This window comes from Microcoleus sp. A006_D1 (assembly GCF_036702805.1).
Lineage (GTDB): Bacteria > Cyanobacteriota > Cyanobacteriia > Cyanobacteriales > Microcoleaceae > Microcoleus.
Map to the genome: position 1 here is coordinate 84,315 of NZ_JAUBVZ010000006.1, position 15,476 is coordinate 99,790.

At 45.8% G+C, this 15,476-nt stretch carries 18 protein-coding genes, 1 tRNA gene and 1 pseudogene; 12 read left to right on the forward strand and 8 right to left on the reverse strand.

Annotation, left to right across the window (positions count from 1 at the left end; translation table 11 throughout):
• Positions 1-3: 3 nt before the first annotated feature.
• Positions 4-117 (forward strand): annotated as a pseudogene (locus QUB68_RS12730) (DUF4058 family protein); the annotation flags it as partial.
• Between the two features lie 60 nt (positions 118-177).
• Here QUB68_RS12730 and QUB68_RS12735 read toward each other — a convergent pair.
• The 3 genes from QUB68_RS12735 to rlmD form a co-directional block, all read right to left on the reverse strand.
• Positions 178-525 (reverse strand): DUF5615 family PIN-like protein, encoded by a 348-nt coding sequence (locus QUB68_RS12735; RefSeq protein WP_332992802.1) that lies wholly within the window; start codon positions 523-525, stop codon positions 178-180.
• Positions 526-840, reverse strand: a complete 315-nt coding sequence (locus QUB68_RS12740) for a DUF433 domain-containing protein (RefSeq protein ID WP_265239962.1) — start codon at positions 838-840, stop codon at positions 526-528.
• Between the two features lie 207 nt (positions 841-1,047).
• Positions 1,048-2,469: a 23S rRNA (uracil(1939)-C(5))-methyltransferase RlmD gene (gene rlmD / locus QUB68_RS12745; RefSeq protein ID WP_332992804.1), complete on the reverse strand. Its 1,422-nt coding sequence runs from the start codon at positions 2,467-2,469 to the stop codon at positions 1,048-1,050.
• Between the two features lie 444 nt (positions 2,470-2,913).
• On the opposite strand from rlmD, the gene QUB68_RS12750 reads away from it, so the two are divergent.
• Entirely contained in the window at positions 2,914-3,399 is a 486-nt protein-coding gene (locus QUB68_RS12750) for an allophycocyanin subunit alpha-B (protein ID WP_332992806.1), read from the forward strand.
• A gap of 261 nt (positions 3,400-3,660) precedes the next feature.
• Here the strand turns inward: QUB68_RS12750 and QUB68_RS12755 are convergent, their stop codons facing one another.
• Complete coding sequence (locus QUB68_RS12755; protein WP_332992808.1) at positions 3,661-4,041, reverse strand: hypothetical protein; 381 nt, start codon at positions 4,039-4,041, stop codon at positions 3,661-3,663.
• A gap of 184 nt (positions 4,042-4,225) precedes the next feature.
• On the opposite strand from QUB68_RS12755, the gene QUB68_RS12760 reads away from it, so the two are divergent.
• Positions 4,226-4,627 carry a helix-turn-helix transcriptional regulator gene (locus tag QUB68_RS12760; protein WP_332992810.1) on the forward strand — a complete coding sequence of 134 codons (402 nt, stop codon included), beginning with the start codon at positions 4,226-4,228 and terminating at the stop codon, positions 4,625-4,627.
• A gap of 1 nt (position 4,628) precedes the next feature.
• On the opposite strand, the gene mazG is transcribed toward QUB68_RS12760, so the two are convergent.
• Together mazG and QUB68_RS12770 are read right to left on the reverse strand one after the other, a co-directional pair.
• Positions 4,629-5,456, reverse strand: a complete 828-nt coding sequence (gene mazG, locus QUB68_RS12765; RefSeq protein ID WP_332992812.1) for a nucleoside triphosphate pyrophosphohydrolase — start codon at positions 5,454-5,456, stop codon at positions 4,629-4,631.
• A 135-nt stretch (positions 5,457-5,591) separates the two neighbouring features.
• Complete coding sequence (locus QUB68_RS12770) at positions 5,592-6,182, reverse strand: metal-binding protein (protein ID WP_332992814.1); 591 nt, start codon at positions 6,180-6,182, stop codon at positions 5,592-5,594.
• 71 nt (positions 6,183-6,253) lie between these two features.
• On the opposite strand from QUB68_RS12770, the gene QUB68_RS12775 reads away from it, so the two are divergent.
• The 4 genes from QUB68_RS12775 to QUB68_RS12790 all read left to right on the forward strand — a co-directional run bounded on the left by QUB68_RS12775 (position 6,254) and on the right by QUB68_RS12790 (position 8,732).
• Positions 6,254-6,325 (forward strand) — tRNA-Val (locus tag QUB68_RS12775).
• Between the two features lie 266 nt (positions 6,326-6,591).
• Positions 6,592-6,990, forward strand: coding sequence for a hypothetical protein (locus QUB68_RS12780; protein ID WP_332992817.1), 399 nt, complete (start codon positions 6,592-6,594; stop codon positions 6,988-6,990).
• 173 nt (positions 6,991-7,163) lie between these two features.
• On the forward strand, positions 7,164-8,213 hold the full coding sequence (ygfZ, locus tag QUB68_RS12785; RefSeq protein ID WP_332993382.1) for a CAF17-like 4Fe-4S cluster assembly/insertion protein YgfZ: 1,050 nt from the start codon (positions 7,164-7,166) through the stop codon (positions 8,211-8,213).
• Between the two features lie 168 nt (positions 8,214-8,381).
• Positions 8,382-8,732 carry a hypothetical protein gene (locus tag QUB68_RS12790; protein WP_332992819.1) on the forward strand — a complete coding sequence of 117 codons (351 nt, stop codon included), beginning with the start codon at positions 8,382-8,384 and terminating at the stop codon, positions 8,730-8,732.
• Positions 8,733-8,849: 117 nt separating this feature from the next.
• Here the strand turns inward: QUB68_RS12790 and QUB68_RS12795 are convergent, their stop codons facing one another.
• Together QUB68_RS12795 and QUB68_RS12800 are read right to left on the reverse strand one after the other, a co-directional pair.
• The gene (locus tag QUB68_RS12795; protein ID WP_332992821.1) at positions 8,850-9,668 is read right to left on the reverse strand and encodes an FkbM family methyltransferase; all 819 of its coding nucleotides are present in this window, start codon (positions 9,666-9,668) and stop codon (positions 8,850-8,852) included.
• Between the two features lie 207 nt (positions 9,669-9,875).
• On the reverse strand, positions 9,876-10,382 hold the full coding sequence (locus tag QUB68_RS12800; protein ID WP_332992823.1) for a hypothetical protein: 507 nt from the start codon (positions 10,380-10,382) through the stop codon (positions 9,876-9,878).
• A gap of 137 nt (positions 10,383-10,519) precedes the next feature.
• Here QUB68_RS12800 and QUB68_RS12805 point away from each other — a divergent pair, with 137 nt between their 5' ends.
• The 5 genes from QUB68_RS12805 (at position 10,520) to QUB68_RS12825 (ending at position 15,373) form a co-directional block, all read left to right on the forward strand.
• Complete coding sequence (locus QUB68_RS12805) at positions 10,520-10,762, forward strand: hypothetical protein (protein WP_332992825.1); 243 nt, start codon at positions 10,520-10,522, stop codon at positions 10,760-10,762.
• A gap of 130 nt (positions 10,763-10,892) precedes the next feature.
• A complete protein-coding gene (locus QUB68_RS12810; RefSeq protein ID WP_332992827.1) occupies positions 10,893-11,315 on the forward strand; it encodes an acyl-CoA thioesterase in 423 nt (140 codons plus the stop codon).
• A 272-nt stretch (positions 11,316-11,587) separates the two neighbouring features.
• A complete protein-coding gene (locus tag QUB68_RS12815; protein WP_332992829.1) occupies positions 11,588-13,036 on the forward strand; it encodes a YcjF family protein in 1,449 nt (482 codons plus the stop codon).
• A gap of 256 nt (positions 13,037-13,292) precedes the next feature.
• Positions 13,293-14,729, forward strand: a complete 1,437-nt coding sequence (locus QUB68_RS12820) for a GTP-binding protein (protein ID WP_332992831.1) — start codon at positions 13,293-13,295, stop codon at positions 14,727-14,729.
• Positions 14,726-15,373, forward strand: a complete 648-nt coding sequence (locus QUB68_RS12825; RefSeq protein ID WP_332992833.1) for a type I restriction endonuclease subunit R — start codon at positions 14,726-14,728, stop codon at positions 15,371-15,373. The genes QUB68_RS12820 and QUB68_RS12825 overlap by 4 nt, the downstream gene beginning before the upstream one ends.
• The last annotated feature ends 103 nt before the right edge of the window (positions 15,374-15,476 follow it).

Here is a 15,476-nt window from a genome sequence, read left to right on the forward strand (position 1 = left end):
CGCGCGGGCTACGATTATCGAATTGATTACGATCGAGATCCAATACCGTCTGTGTCAGAACAAAATCTGGTTTGGGCAAGCCAACTTTTACAAGAAACTGGACTGCGAAATAATTAATTCTATTTAACCCGAACGATCGGAGAGCGCCTATACAAACTAATCTAACTGAAGGGCACCCTAAAAAGGAATATACTCAACAGTATTCATCCATTCATCAGATTCCGAAGCTAAAGCAATGAGTTCCAAATCCTTAACAAATTGTCCGATCGTACCGCCTAGCTGATGTCCAAATATCAAACCAGCAAACAGTTTTTTCTGGCGCTGCCAATCGTGAGCCATTGCCCTAAAACCGATATCTTGAGTAAACAATACTCTCCCTAGCACAGTGGCACGTTCCAAAAGTTCGTCATCCGGCAATTCTGTCGCACCATCTTCGATTGCACTCAAAACATCCACACCGCGACGGCGCAATTGTTCGGTAATTGCTTGCGGAATGTGAACGTCCATGTACAGATAAATTGCCACTTATAACAACCCCTTAGCTCGCATTCTCACGAAAAATGGTGAAGGCGAAAGCAGAGATTTTTCCTGTTGTACCTGCTCCCATTCCATCCGAATTTCCCGATCGATTTCTGCTTGAAAGTCGAAGTAATAAGCCATCGCTGCATGAGCCTCCGACTGCATCAAATAAGGATGCTGGCGGCATATTTCCTCCACAGACCAACCGTAAGCTAGATAATCCATCACAATCTGAGCAACCCGCACGCGCGGTATCCGCTGCAACCGTGCGGGTTGACCCGCTACTTTCTCGATATGAGGATAAATTAAAGCTGATGTCATGGCTTTTTGGATCTATCTCTACAGGAGCTTAGCATCAAGATTATTATAACACTCAACCACAATGAAAAGAATTAAACAAGCCGATCGCCCTTTTATGCGCAAAAAGCGATCGCCGCAGTAAGCTGCGCACCCACAGAAAGTCAAGGTTTAGTCTCGCGTTGCGCGGACTTCCTTTGACTCGCGACAGCGATTTCAATCGCCGAATCATCAAGCATCTAGCTTCACCAAAAACGCCACACACTCAACATGAGAAGTCTGAGGAAAGAAATCCGCCGGCTGCACCCGCGCCAACTTATAATCCCCATTTTCGCACAAAATCTTCAGGTCGCGAGCCAATGTCGCAGGCTTGCAGCTAACATAAACAATCCGATTTGGCTTGATTTCCTTGATAGCTTCCAGCACCGCGCGATCGCACCCTTTCCTCGGCGGATCTAGCAACACAATATCCGGTATCAATCCCAAAGTAGGCAGCAACTCCTCTACAGTTCCCACCTGAAAATCGACATTTCTCAAATCATTTAATTCAGCATTTAGCTTAGCTTGCTCGATCGCCACAGGTTGCACTTCTAAACCGATCGCTATTTTAACTTGCTTTGCCAGCGGCAAAGTAAAAGTCCCAATGCCGCAGTAAGCGTCAACCAAAATCTCGCTTCCCTGCAAATTTAACTCCCCGACAATCACCTCCAACAAAGCTTCAGCGGCCTCTGTATTTACCTGGAAAAAAGTATCTGCCCTTAACTGAAAATTTAAACCCGCAAACCTTTCTCGCAGATAAGACTGCCCAGCAATGCAGCGAGTTTCCGCACCAAAAATTACATTAGTTTGAGCTGAATTCACATTCAAACAAACACCGACAAGTTGAGGATAGTGTTTCAGCCACTCAGCAGCTTGTTCTTCAATTCCCAGCAAGTCTCCAGTGCGGACTATTAAAGTTAGCAGCATCTCGCCAGTGCGCCGTCCGATTCGCAAGGACAAGTGACGCAATTCTCCTGTATGTTTCTTTTCGTCGTAGACTGGCCAATCTCTCCAGTGGATGTCTTCTTTGATTTCTTTTAACAAAGGATTGAGGCGCGGATCTTGCACCGGACATTGATTCAGATTGACTAATTTGTGGGTGCTTTTTTGATAGTAACCGGCTTGGACTTGACCTGTGGCAGAAATTGCTACGGGATAAGTCGCTTTGTTGCGGTATCCCAAAAATTGGGGAAATCCTTCGATTTTTCCCGTTAAGATTTCATCGATTTGCACATCGCTAAATCCGCCAATCCGTTCTAAGGCTTGAACGATCTGATTTTGCTTGGCTGTAAGCTGATATTCATAATCTACGTGCTGCCACTGACAGCCGCCGCACTTGTCGGCGACAATGCAGTTGGCTCGGATGCGGTGTTCTGATGCTGAAAGAAGTGTGTCCAGCTTGCCTGTAGCATAGCCTGGTTTGACTTGCACGAGGCGGGCCAGGATGCGATCGCCCGGAACGGTATCGGACACAAACACTACAACCTGCTCAAAACGACCAACTCCGTCGCCGGTGTCTGTCAAGTCGGTAATCTCTAGCTCAATCAGTTGACCTTGCTGGCAAGGGTTTGCCAATTTCGTCGAGTTTGGGGTGGGGAATTTAGATTTGGTCACAAGTAGTCGTGGTAGGATTTAATATGGTAGTGCAATATCGCTCTCTCTTTCGAGAGATAAGTAGATCGCACTTAAGCTCAAGTGCAGGCTGTCTTCCTGCCGCTGAACGTCTTGCTGCTACAGCCAAGCTTCAACCGGGGAGATTGTACTCGATCGAGCCTGTGCGATATGCTATTGGGGCGAAGCAGCCAAAACTCGTCAAATAGTCTCAATGTCTGCCGACATTCAAACTCTCAATCGCAGTTTTTGAATTTTCTCCAGAGTACCTTGGGACACAAGGAAACAGGCTTAGTCACTAAGCATAACGCTTGCGGAGATTTACTCTCTACTTCTAAGATTGATTAATGTTAGCAGCAAGGTAAGTCGCCGAACCAGGAATCTCATCTTTAAGAGATGGGAATGTCAATGAATCTTTTCCTCAAATATCCTCAAATTTGAATAACAATGAGCGTAGTTAGCCAATTTATTCTCCAAGCCGATGACGAACTTCGTTATCCCAGTACCGGCGAACTCCAAAGCATCAAGGATTTTTTTAAGACGGGAGAACAGCGGGTGCGTATTGCTACTGCGCTGTCTGACAGTGAGAAAAAAATTGTTGAACAAGCTAGTAAAAAACTCTGGAAAAAACGACCTGATTTTATCTCCCCTGGCGGCAATGCTTACGGCCAGCGCGAACGGGCTTTGTGCCTGCGCGACTACGGCTGGTACTTGCGCCTGATTACCTACGGTATCTTGGCCGGTGACAAGGAGCCGATCGAAAGCATCGGTTTGATTGGCGTTCGGGAAATGTACAATTCTCTTGGCGTTCCTGTTCCTGGCATGGCCGAAGCTATCCGCTGTTTGAAGGAAGCTTCTTTGGCTTTGCTCAATCAGGATGACGCTAAGGAAGCTGCTCCTTATTTTGATTATATCGCTCAAGCAATGTCTTAATTGAAGAGGCGATCGCTTTTGTGGATGTGGCGGAGCATTCGCGGGCAGTTTTGGGGCGATTTTGTCTCGCAATTGCTCGTAAATGTTTCGCTTCTGTTGACAATTGACAGTTGACAGTTGGTAGTTGGCAGTTGGCAGTTGGTAGTTGGCAGTTGACAGTTGACAGAAGGAAGAAAGCATCGAACGCAAGGGTTTCAGCAATTAACAGCGTCCTCACTGTCGGGCGCGGTTGTTAAAGTTAGGAAATCTGCTGAGTTTCTGCTAGGAAGCAATGCAGTTTGAGCTTTCCCAGATTTCGAGAATGTCTTGTCTTTCAATGCACATTTGAATTAAAAAGTCAAGGGTTTTTGGGAGATATTGTTTTTTGAATTTGCGGGTGTCGCGCTGAATTGATGTTTTGAGCTGCGAGAGTTCTCTCAGGGTGGGGCAAGTTTGAATTTGGTAGGCGACCGCATTTTGCCATTCTTCCAGCCTGCGGTAGCTGAGAAATTGTCCGCCTTTGTGATGGTGCACAAACACTACGCCAGCCCAGCACTCCACGCGCTTAATCAGATTTTGGCGGATTTTCAGGAATTGGGCGATCGATCGAACATTGATGCGGAGCTTTTTCGAGGGTTGGATGCGGCGAAATAGTGCTGTCATGGCTGTATACTCAGGGCTTGAGATGCAAGTTCTGTTTAGACTCAATTACATATTATTGTATAACAGTCTCATTGCACAAGTGCAAGTGCATTTAATTTAAACTTAAATTTAAGCTCAGATGTTGCACGAGCAACCCTCAATCGTTGATGCTGTGATAGTTTGAGGGTTAAGCTAGGTAGAAAAAATGTCAGGACTTTATAACAAAGCTGTGGTAGACAATCTGCAAGAATTGCGTCCCGTTCGCTTCACTGAGACGGGGCGGATGCGTTTGGGCAAGATATTAAAGGCTGCAAGACAGACAACAGGTTGGTCTGTTAGCGAAACAGAGTTTAAAACCAAGGGTTATGAAGAAGCGCTGTTTATGGCTATGAATCAACCCGTACCCAAAGATGTCGGTATCAGCGCCGCCACAGTCAACCGTTATGAACGCGGGAAGTTGGATAATCTAGACTGGCGCTCATTATCTCTATTGTGCTTTGTGCTAAAGCCGATCGATCCCATAACACATCAAGCCCTAGAACCGACAAACGCTCTATACATCGCCTGCGAACATCCGCCGTACAACGACGCGAAGCTTTACGACTAAATTACGGCGCGCCCTTTTGCTGAGCCAGTAAAGCCTTAGCTTTTTGCCACAAAGCATCTAACTCTTCGGGCGGATAATCCGACAAAGGTTGATCGCACGCAGCCTCAACTTTAGCAAACCGCTGTACAAAGCGATCGTTCGTTCCCTGCAAAGCAGCCGACGCATCTAAATCGTACCAGCGAGCTAATTGAACCAACACAAACATAATATCCCCCAATTCCGACTCCTGCGCCGCCTTGTCCTCATGTTTGAGAGCGTGTTCAAATTCTGCCATTTCCTCATGAAACTTATCCCAAACGCCATCTACACTGTCCCAATCAAAATTAACTTCCGCAGCTTTTTGAGAGATTTTCACTGCTGCGGCGATTGGCGGCAAAGTGCTGGCGTAACGGCTCATTTTTGATGCTAAAGTTGCTGGCTTTTCCGCAGTTATGCCTTTTTCTGCTGCTTTGATTTTTCCCCAGTTTTCCCTGACTTCATCGACGCTGTTGACTTCCACATCCCCGAAGACGTGGGGATGCCGCCGAATCAGTTTTTCTGTAAGGCCCGCAGCGATTTCTGCCAAGGTAAACTGATGGGATTCGCTGGCAATTTGAGCTTGCAAAATTACCTGTAAAAGTAAGTCGCCCAATTCTTCGACGATCGCATCTTTATCTCCTTTGCGAATCGCGTCGGCGGTTTCATAGGCTTCTTCGATGATGTAAGGAATTAGAGTTTGGGGAGTTTGGGCTAAATCCCAAGGACATCCGCCGTCGGGCGATCGCAATTTAGCTACAACTTCTATCAGATTTTCGAGTGCTACGAGCGATCGACTGTGGGAATTAGACATCGGAATTTACCTAAGTAGGTGGGTACAAATAAACAGTAGATGGGGAGGGCGGGTTTTGCCTTCAAAAACTGGCTGGTATCATAGATTCTTAGCTAAACCCGCCCCTACAAAATACTATTGTTTTTTCGCAATGACCTACCTATTAGATTTGCTAGACGTGCGGCGGGGAGCTTTGATTTTGCGCCTCTTAATTGTCTTAGGAGGGCGCAACCCGCTGAATCCTTTCTTTTTGAACTGTTTGTAAGCCGACCCGCCCCAATCGCTCAGATAGTGGCTCATCGCGCCCAATTCAAGGCCGATGTAGATGGCTATAAATTCGATATAGTGTGCCAAGATCGATCGACCGCAACCCAAAACCGCTTCCTGCCAATTCCCGGCTAAGTTGCCAATTTTTTCGGCGATCGTCAATCCCAACACTCCCACAACCGCGATCCAGGTAGCAAGGTACAAGATACGCAAAGCAGTGCCAATCAGAGGGCCGTGAGACCAGACAGAGCGATGGCGCAGGCTTTTTTGGTAGGGGAGCCAAATAAATTTGAACCATCCCCAGCGCTGATACTGGCAGGAGTAGATATCTAAATCCGGGCCAAACATCAGCCCGCCGACTAAGAAGCTGCCGGAAACCAGCAAAGTCAGGTTGCTGCTTTGAGTATGGCCAAACGTGACGCCTGCCACCAAGGGCAAACTCCATAGGGTTATTCGATCGTGCGTGCGGCCAGAGGGCATTGAAATTTTATGATTTTTTTAGTTGATCTTTCTGGGATACTGTGATATGATAAATCCCTGTAAGCGCAATTGGGCGATTAGCTCAGTGGTAGAGCGCCTGCTTTACACGCAGGATGCCGTAGGTTCAAATCCTACATCGCCCATACCCAATTTAAATCTTGTTTGCAAGGACTTGAAGTTTTAAACCATTCGCTATCTGCCTTTGCTTGGGAACAGGCAAGATGCCTGTTCCACAAGCAGAAATTTAATGTCTAGTGGAACAGGCATCTTGCCTGTTCTAAAAAAACTTATTGGCAACGGTGCAAGATGTGCGATCGGCTAAATTTAACATTTTGCGGCGGATGTCTCACAAGTAGGCACCCAATGCTGGAAAATTAATTTATTGATTTTCCTTTTTAGAACCTTGTATATGAAGCCTAAGATAACTAGCCCGATCGCCTGGAAACAAGCTGAACTGCTTATGCAGCCGGCCATGATCCGAGTGATCGACAACATTCGCAAACAATTAGAGGAATCAGTCTGGACGGGCACTTATCAAGAAGTGCAGGTTCCCATTCCAGGCTATCAACTAATTTTAGAGCATCAAGGCGAACAAAGAGCGGTCGATATTTGGGAACTTTGCTATCGAGTTTGCTTTGTCAACTACCAGCCCGCCCACACTCAAATGCAAAGCCAGGAAGTCGTAATTGACACTTTTTTGATAGACGAGGACACTGGCGATGTAGATTGGAATCGCCTTGATTCTAAAGCAAGTCAATTAATACAAGAAGTATTTGCTAATTTGAGTCAGTTGACAGTTGACAGTTGACAGTTGACAGTTGTGATGGGTGGTCAGAAACCGGGTTTTTTCACGACAATACTTGGTTACAGTCCGAAGATTCTGTGAAAAACCCGGTTTCTGGGCCTGTGAGTGCGATCGCCAACTCAAACTAAGCATAAATGGTTCAGTACACGCTAAGATCTTAAATCTAAAATCCTATGCTGATTCAAGAATTGCACGACATTCAAGCCGCAGCCGGCGCAAATTTTGCAGAGTTAACAACCACAGAAACAGTCCCTATCAGTTTTGGTAACGACGCAGCAGCGATCGCAGCAACGAAACAAGGTGCGGCTTTGTGCGATCGCACTCACTGGGGACGCATTCAAATCTCGGATAGCGATCGCCTGCGGTTCTTGCACAATCAAAGTACCAATAACTTTAACATACTCAAACCCGGTCAAGGTTGCGACACCGTTTTTGTCACATCTACCGCCCGGACGATCGACCTCGCCACCGCTTATGCTACAGAAGATGCTGTCATACTGCTAGTTTCAGCCAACCGCCGCCGCCAATTGCTCGAATTGCTCGATCGCTACATTTTCCCAATGGATCGCGTAGAATTAACAGATTTAACCGATACAACTGTTGCTTTCAGTCTCCTCGGCCCGGACAGCACTCAACTACTAGAAAAACTCGGAGTTAGCGAACTCGAAAATCAACCCTACGCTACTCATAAATTGATAAATTTTGCAGGTATGGAAGTTCGAGTTGCTGTTGGTAGCGGTTTAGCAACTCCCGGATATACATTAATTGCACCAGCCAGCGATGCAGCCCGCCTGTGGAATGAGTTAGTCAAGGCTGGGGCCGTACCGATGGGCGATCGTATTTGGGAACAACTGCGAATAGAACAAGGCCGCCCCGCCCCCGATTTTGAACTCACAGACGATTACAACCCCCTAGAAGCGCGCCTGTTAAACACCATTTCCTACGACAAAGGCTGCTACATAGGCCAAGAAACAATTGCCCGGTTGAACACCTACCAAGGAGTCAAACAGCAACTTTGGGGAGTGCAGTTAAGTGGCGCCGTTGAACCCGGAACAGTCATCACAATCGGAGAAGAAAAAGTCGGAAAACTCACCAGTTTTACCGAAACAGAATCCGGCTTTTTTGGTCTGGCTTACATCCGCACAAAAGCGGGCGGCGAAGGACTGAAAGTGCAAGTAGGAGAAATTGCTGGGGAAGTAGTAAACGTGGCTTTTTTAAGTTCGTAGTTGCGCTCGGTTGCCTGTTGGCGCTGCGCCAAAAACTTTTTTGTTGAGGTTAATTTGGGAACGATGCTAACACAATAATTTGACACAAAGTCCTATCTTTAGATAGATTTGCCAACAAACAACAGCAATTATTCTGTATTACAGTCACAAAACAAACAGAGTTTTTCAATGAAAAAGTTCAAATTGCGCTTAGTTACAATTTGCCTGCGAGTAGGAATAATCTTTGCTGTATGTACAGCGCTCCTGTTTAGCTCAGAATTAGAATTGTCGGGCAACAAAATGCAAGCGCTCGCTACAGCTACCCCTGAAACTAAGTCTTACGAAATTCCCCTTCCAGATCGGCAGCCCACAAGCGAGATAGAGAAGGAGGCGAGGGATGCAGTTGACAATATTCGAGAAAAGCTGAACCTCGATCAACCGATTGCCCCCAGTACCAAAAAATTTATAAAATCTGTAAAAACTAACCTGGAGGAAGCAGTGACAACTGCACCGAAAGCAGTAGAAAAAGCGACAGATTGAGCCAAGTAATTCGAGATAATCCAGTTGTCACCTATCGGATTATTCAGTCATTCACCGACTCAAAAATCAAGGGATATTTAAGCCGGATTTGGCGTTAAATCCGGTTTTAAAATATCCCTAAATAATTACATATCCATCGCCCAAAACAGCTTGACTGACCTGCGCTTTGGGATCTACAGGGTCGCTAAAATGAGTGTCAATATGTGCTATTAAATTTTCCCTATAAGCTTTGAGATGCGAGTTAAGTGCTGCGATATCCTGCTCTCCTGTCGCGTAACTGCTATCTATTCTAAATTGACCTGATTCTTTCACAAAAGCCATATCAACTTGCCACAAAGCTGAATCAACCGGGCGATATGCTAAATCAACAATATCGTAAGCTGCGAATCCTTGGGACTTCATAAAACTCATTACCTCATACATCTGACCGAACAAAGTAACTTCTACAATTACATATTCAGTCTGCTGCAAAATCTCAGTTGCTCCGGCTAAAACATCTAATTCTTTTCCGTCTACGTCAACTTTGATTAAATACGGCCCTGGCAAGTTTCTTTCCCTGCATATTTTATCCAGCGTAATTGCTGGGATATTTCTCAAATCAGGATTGCTGCTGTCAGTAATAGGATTTTCCGAAATCGAAGAATGCAACATCCCGGGACTGACGCTGAGAGTGCAAACTCCCGATTCTTTGGAGGCCGCAGCAATAATGTATTCTGCACTTTTAAGTTTGCGGCAAATTTTGGCGAGGTAAGGTTCATTTTCGGCGATGGGTTCAATTAGCAAATGCCGCGCATTGGGGAATGTTTCGTAAAGGTTGAAAGTTCCCAATGCCGCGCCGACATCAATCACAGTTTTTGGTTCAAAACCTAAGTTTTTTGCCAGCAGCAAGCTGCCTGTCATTGTGTTTCTGAGAATTCCTGTTTGTTGTTCGCTCATAATTTTTATCCTGATTTTAATGAGATGGACTAAGTTAATATTACGTCTGGAAGCAAAATTATTATATGTCATTGCGAGGAACGAAGCAATCGCAGATGATTGCGATTGCTTCGTTCCTCGCAATGACGCATGAAGCTGCGATACAACAAATGAAATGTGTTAGAGGTTGGGCGAACCGTAGGGTTTATTTCTAAACCGAACCTGCTATTATTTCGCCGACTTCTGCACCTTGTTTTCCGGTTCGACAGATTGTAAAGCTTCGTCGAGAATTGCCCGCGCTTCTTCGGCTTTACCCCTAGCTTCTCGATAGCGGACGTTAGCTTGAGCGAAGTTTTTGAGTACCTTGAAACCGTCTTTGAGACGACCAATTTCTTCAGCAGTCACAGGCTCATCTGTAAACAAAATGTCGATCGCCTCCCGGATTTTTAGTGCTTCTTCCCGAGATTCCATTACTTTCAATTTCAGACTTGCCAAATTGCTCAAAATCTGCACGGCTTCAGTAATCGCGTCCTCGCCTTCCGAGGCGGCATCTTCGATTTCCTTAACTTCAACAAACTGCTTGGGCCCGAATCCTTCTGCGAGCTCTGTAGGTAGCTTGCCTTCATCCATCAGCAGCATCAGCTTATCCATCGCTTCTTCGCGGGCTTTCGCTGAATCTTTCCCTTTGACAGTTAAAATAATTTCGGGGCTTTGAGGAAGTGTATAGCGAACCATATTTTGACCACAAGTGTGCGACAACAATTGAATGATATTTTATCTTGATTCGATCGCCAGTTGCCGCTATCAATCCGCCCCACTACCAACCGCTTGCCAAAAGTTGACACATATGCACTCACAAGGAACGCTCAACCATGAAAGATAAATTTCTCAACTTGCTCAACTTTATTCTAGTAGCTGATGTATTTTTCGTCTTTGCCAGTTTTGCGTGGTTTGCGATCGCCGTAGCGGGTCGATCGACTGGCGTGAATCTCGGTTTCGATTTGTGGTACAGTCTGTGGCAACCCGTATTTAATCCCGCCCTCGGCATTCTCATGGGCGGTGCAATTGTCAGCGGTATAGTTAACCAAGTTTCTAAACGCCTCAATCCTAAGTAAAATCAATCTACAGGTAGAAGTGGTGTTTCAACTATTTAGGGTAACTTGAAATCAGTTCCGAGCCAGTAACTGCCCTCAGGCGCTGGCACTGATAACTGCCAAATACAGTCACAATTACCAAACTTAGAAATTGCCACCATTTACTACACAACTCAGAGTGCGCCATTACGAAATGGATGCTCTCGGTCACGTCAATAATGCCGTTTACCAGCATTATTTAGAACACGCTGCGATCGAACATTTAGAACACTTGGGATTTACACTCGACCGCTACCGAGAATTAGGCGGCGTGTTTGTAATGCGGCGGATAGAAATTGATTATTTGCGATCGGCCGCCGCGGGCGATCGGCTGGAAATATCAACTTGGATCGAACAACTGCGCGGCCCGCGCGCTGTCCGACGCTACGAAATTCGCTTAGCTGGAAGTGACGAAATATTGTTAAAAGCCGAGGCACTTTGGGTGTGGGTTGAAGTTGCCACCATGCGACCGCGAGCAATTCCCAAACCAATAATTGATATTTTTGAAGCGCAATTTCAAGCATTATTAACCTAGAAAAAACCAAGTATTTTTTTATTTTCGATTAATGGAAAAACCTCTGCTTTTGTAGTAAGGACTTCAGTCCTCTAATTCCCGTTGGTAGAAGTGCAAAAAGTTGTACAGCGGGCCGCAAATCCCGTGAAGCGTAGCTATCCCGAGCGTGAATCGAAAAAAGTTCGGATCGCCCTCCTGCCAGTTGTGATGTCGCAGAGGTACGATGGAATATAGGGAGAGAGACCAAGCCGGGTAAGGTTAAGCTTGGCGACAATACCCACAGGAAGGGAAAAATGACACTTAACTCGCGGCGACCGATTTTGATAGGCGGAATAGGGCTTTCAGCAGCGCTGTGGCTGTTGGAAACTCTACAGCATTCGGGCTCAGAAATGAGCGAAACGGCACTCATCGGCTTGGCGGCTGCCGGTGCGGGGTATTGGTGGTGGCGCCAACAATCCCCCACACTCGAACTCGCACTCCCGCAACCCCTGGCCAACAGGGAAGCAGCCGAAAAAGCGATCGCGACTTCGGAAGCAGCAATTAATTTGCTGGCCTTGGAAGCTCAAAACTCCGCAGATCCGGCTCATCTAACAGCAAAGCTCGATCGGCTCAGAGCCGAATTAGACAGACAAGACTTGCGGATTACCGTAACTGGCGGCAAAGCTGTCGGTAAAACTGCCTTAATTCAAGTTTTAAATTCTAATTGGGCATCTCAACAGCCGTCAAAGCTGATTTTCTCAGAAACAGCACCGCTGTTTAGCAATACAAATGCCGATGCTAAAATCGGCGGTGATTTAGTGCTGTTTGTCACAGCGGGCGATATCACTGATTCCGAATTTAAAACATTATCTCAGCTAGCGTCCGCTCTTCAGCGCGTACTGCTAGTCTGGAACAAACTAGACCAATATTTACCAGCGCAGCAGTCGCAAGTTTTGCAGCAGTTGCACCAAAGAATGCAGGGAATATTGGGGGCAGAAGATATAATTGCGATCGCAGCTTCCCCGAATTCGATTAAAGTACGCCAGCACCAAGCCGACGGCACTGTTCAAGAACGCATCGAAAATCAAGTTTCTCAACTCGAACCGCTGACAGCAAGATTCACTCAAATTTTAACTCAAGAACGGCAACAGTTGGTCTGGGCAAGTGCTGTGCGTGAGGCTGCAAGTATAAAATTAGAGGCAAAAACTTTATTAAATGGCGTCAGGCGCGATCGATCGATTCCCATTATCGAACAATATCAGTACATCGCCGCTGCCGCCGTGTTTGCTAACCCAGTTCCCGCCTTAGACTTGCTAGCAACAACCGCCATCAGCACCCAACTCGTAATCGACCTCGGTGCTATCTACCAGCAAAAATTTTCCTTAGACCAAGCTAAGACAGTAGCGGCAACTTTGGCAAGCCAAATGTTCAAACTGGGATTAGTAGAACTGTCTACTCAAACTATTACTGGACTGCTGAAAAGCAATGCCGTCACCTATGCAGCCGGAGGCGCGGTGCAGGGAATTAGTGCAGCCTATTTTACCAGAATAGCGGGACTGAGTTTGATTGAACATTTCCAAAGTCAAGAAATAGAAAATTCTGCCCAAGGCATTTTCAATATCGACCAATTGACGAAAACTTTGCAAGCAGTATTTATGCAAAATCAGCAAGTTTCCTTCTTGCAATCTTTCGTCAACGAAGTCGCGAGTCGCCTTTCGCCTCAAACATCCGGGCCGCAGGCTGTTAATTCGGGGGTTAATTAAGTTAAAATAAAGCAACAGGCAAGATACCCGCAACAGGCAAGATGCCTGTTCCACAAGAATTTTTTGTTTATTGTGGAACAGGCATCTTGCCTGTTCAATATTTTTTGTTTATTGTGGAACAGGCATCTTGCCTGTTCAATATTTTTTTGTCAAATACAAACTAAAAACTATAAATTTCGGAAAATTTGTATTAAAATAAGAAATAGAATGTTAGAATTCGACGCTCAATTACATTGCTTAAAAAAGCCGATCGCCAATGGCTGACAATTCCCTCCAAGAAAATCGCTTGTCCCTAGCCCGCGCCAGTTTGCGCGAAGCCCTCGCGCGCTATTCCCACCTGCGCCAAGGCACAAAAAACTCGAACAACACAGAATTAGAAGCGGCGCTGCAATATCAATTAGATATCTTAACTTCCACCTCAGAAAAACTCGATCGCAATGTGATTCGGATTGCGGCTTTCGGCATGGTCAGCCGCGGCAAATCAGCCGTATTAAACGCGCTGTTAGGTCAAAAAGTCCTGCAAACAGGCCCCCTCAACGGCGTCACTAAGTGGCCGCGTTCCGTGCGCTGGACAATTCCTTCTATTCCCACCGCCGAAGGTACAGAAAAAATCCAAGTAGAATTAATTGATACTCCCGGAATTGATGAAGTTGGCGGCGAAGTGCGCGGCGACATGGCGAAACAAGTAACTCGCCAATCTGACTTAATTCTGTTTGTGGTTGCTGGGGATATCACGCGCACTGAATATCAAGCTTTGTGCGAATTGCAAGCAGCTCAAAAACCGCTGATTTTAGTTTTTAATAAAATTGACCTGTATCCAGAATTAGACAGAAAAGCTATTTATCAAAGTTTGCAAGCCCTGGGAAATTCCGAACAGTTAGCAGATGCAACAGATAGCGAAGATTTGGGCGATCGCCAAAACAACTCATCCGACCAATCTACACCAAAATCACCCGCTAAAACTGCCAAATCCCTAGAAATCGTCATGGTAGCCGCCGAACCCGCACCAGTGCAAGTGCGCGTAGAATGGTCAGATGGAAGTGTCACTCACGAATGGGAGTCGCCGCCCGCGCAGATAGACCAACTAAAACACAAGATTTTGACAATTCTTAACAGAGAAGGGCGATCGCTCCTCGCACTCAATGCTTTAGTAGAAGCTAGAGATGCCGAAGCAAATATTGCCCGTCAAGTTCTCAAATTGCGACAAACAGAAGCCGACGATTTAATTTGGCAATTTGCAAAATATAAAGCTTTGGCGGTGGGCTTAAATCCCGTTGCTTTCCTCGATGTAATGGGAGCAACAGTCGCCGATTTAGCCTTAATTCGCTCCTTATCCAGACTTTACGGTTTACCGATGACTGGTTACGAAGCCGGGAAACTTTGGCAAACTATTTTCTCCAGTGCTGGTGGCGTACTTTTGGGAGAATTGGGTAGCAGTTTTCTCTTGGGATTCGGCAAAAGTGCGGCGGCTGTGGCTCCCCAAATCGGCTTTTCAACTTTTGCCGGAGTTGCTGTCACTCAAGCTAGTTTAGCAGCTTACGGAACCTACGCTGTCGGTCGCGCCGCCCAAGTTTATTTAGAAAAAGGCTGCACTTGGGGCCCCCTGGGACAAAATACCGTCATTCAAGAGATTCTCGCCACCATAGAGCGTAATACAATTATCGATCGCTTGCAGCAAGAATTCAAAATATGACACAAACAACAGCCATTACTGAAATTATTGCAACTTTAGCAGATGTTGAATCTCGATTCAATATTACTCGAACTGAATCCGAGGGATTTTTCCCCGAATGGCATGAAGATTTACCCGAAATTACAGAAGCAGATAAAGTCGCTCTCAATTTGATTCGGCGCCGATATCTTTATCATCTAAATGATGGAAGTCTTACAGAAGGAACCGTCACCCTAATCATGGGTTCGCCTCTATTGGAACGAGCGGGTTTTTACGATCCACCTTTTAAAATGACTGCTGAAAAATCTGTAAGAATTGTTTTAGATGAGGAGGATGAAGAAATAGAAACTCTCAAAGGACGGATTGATGTTTTAGTGATGCAAAATCAGTTTTGGGTGACACTCTTAGAGTCAAAGCGCACCACGATTTCAGTAATGTCTGCACTTCCCCAAACACTCTTCTACATGACAGCCAATCCCCGTCAGGATAGACCGAGTTTTGCTGCGATGACAAATGGCAGTGAAATTGTATTCGTCAAGCTAGACTTTCAGAATCCACCTCAATATGACTTATCAAGAATATTTTCACCTGTTCCTCTAATCAATGAACTTTATACAGTGCTTCAAGTCTTAATAAAAATTGGTCAACTGATTACTCAGTCCTAAAGATTGCAGAAGACTCGGCGGTTGAAACCGCCGAGTCTTATCTTCAGTCTGCCGAGGCAGACTTCGTTTGTATAGTCCTGGTTTCAACCGCCGAGTCTTATTT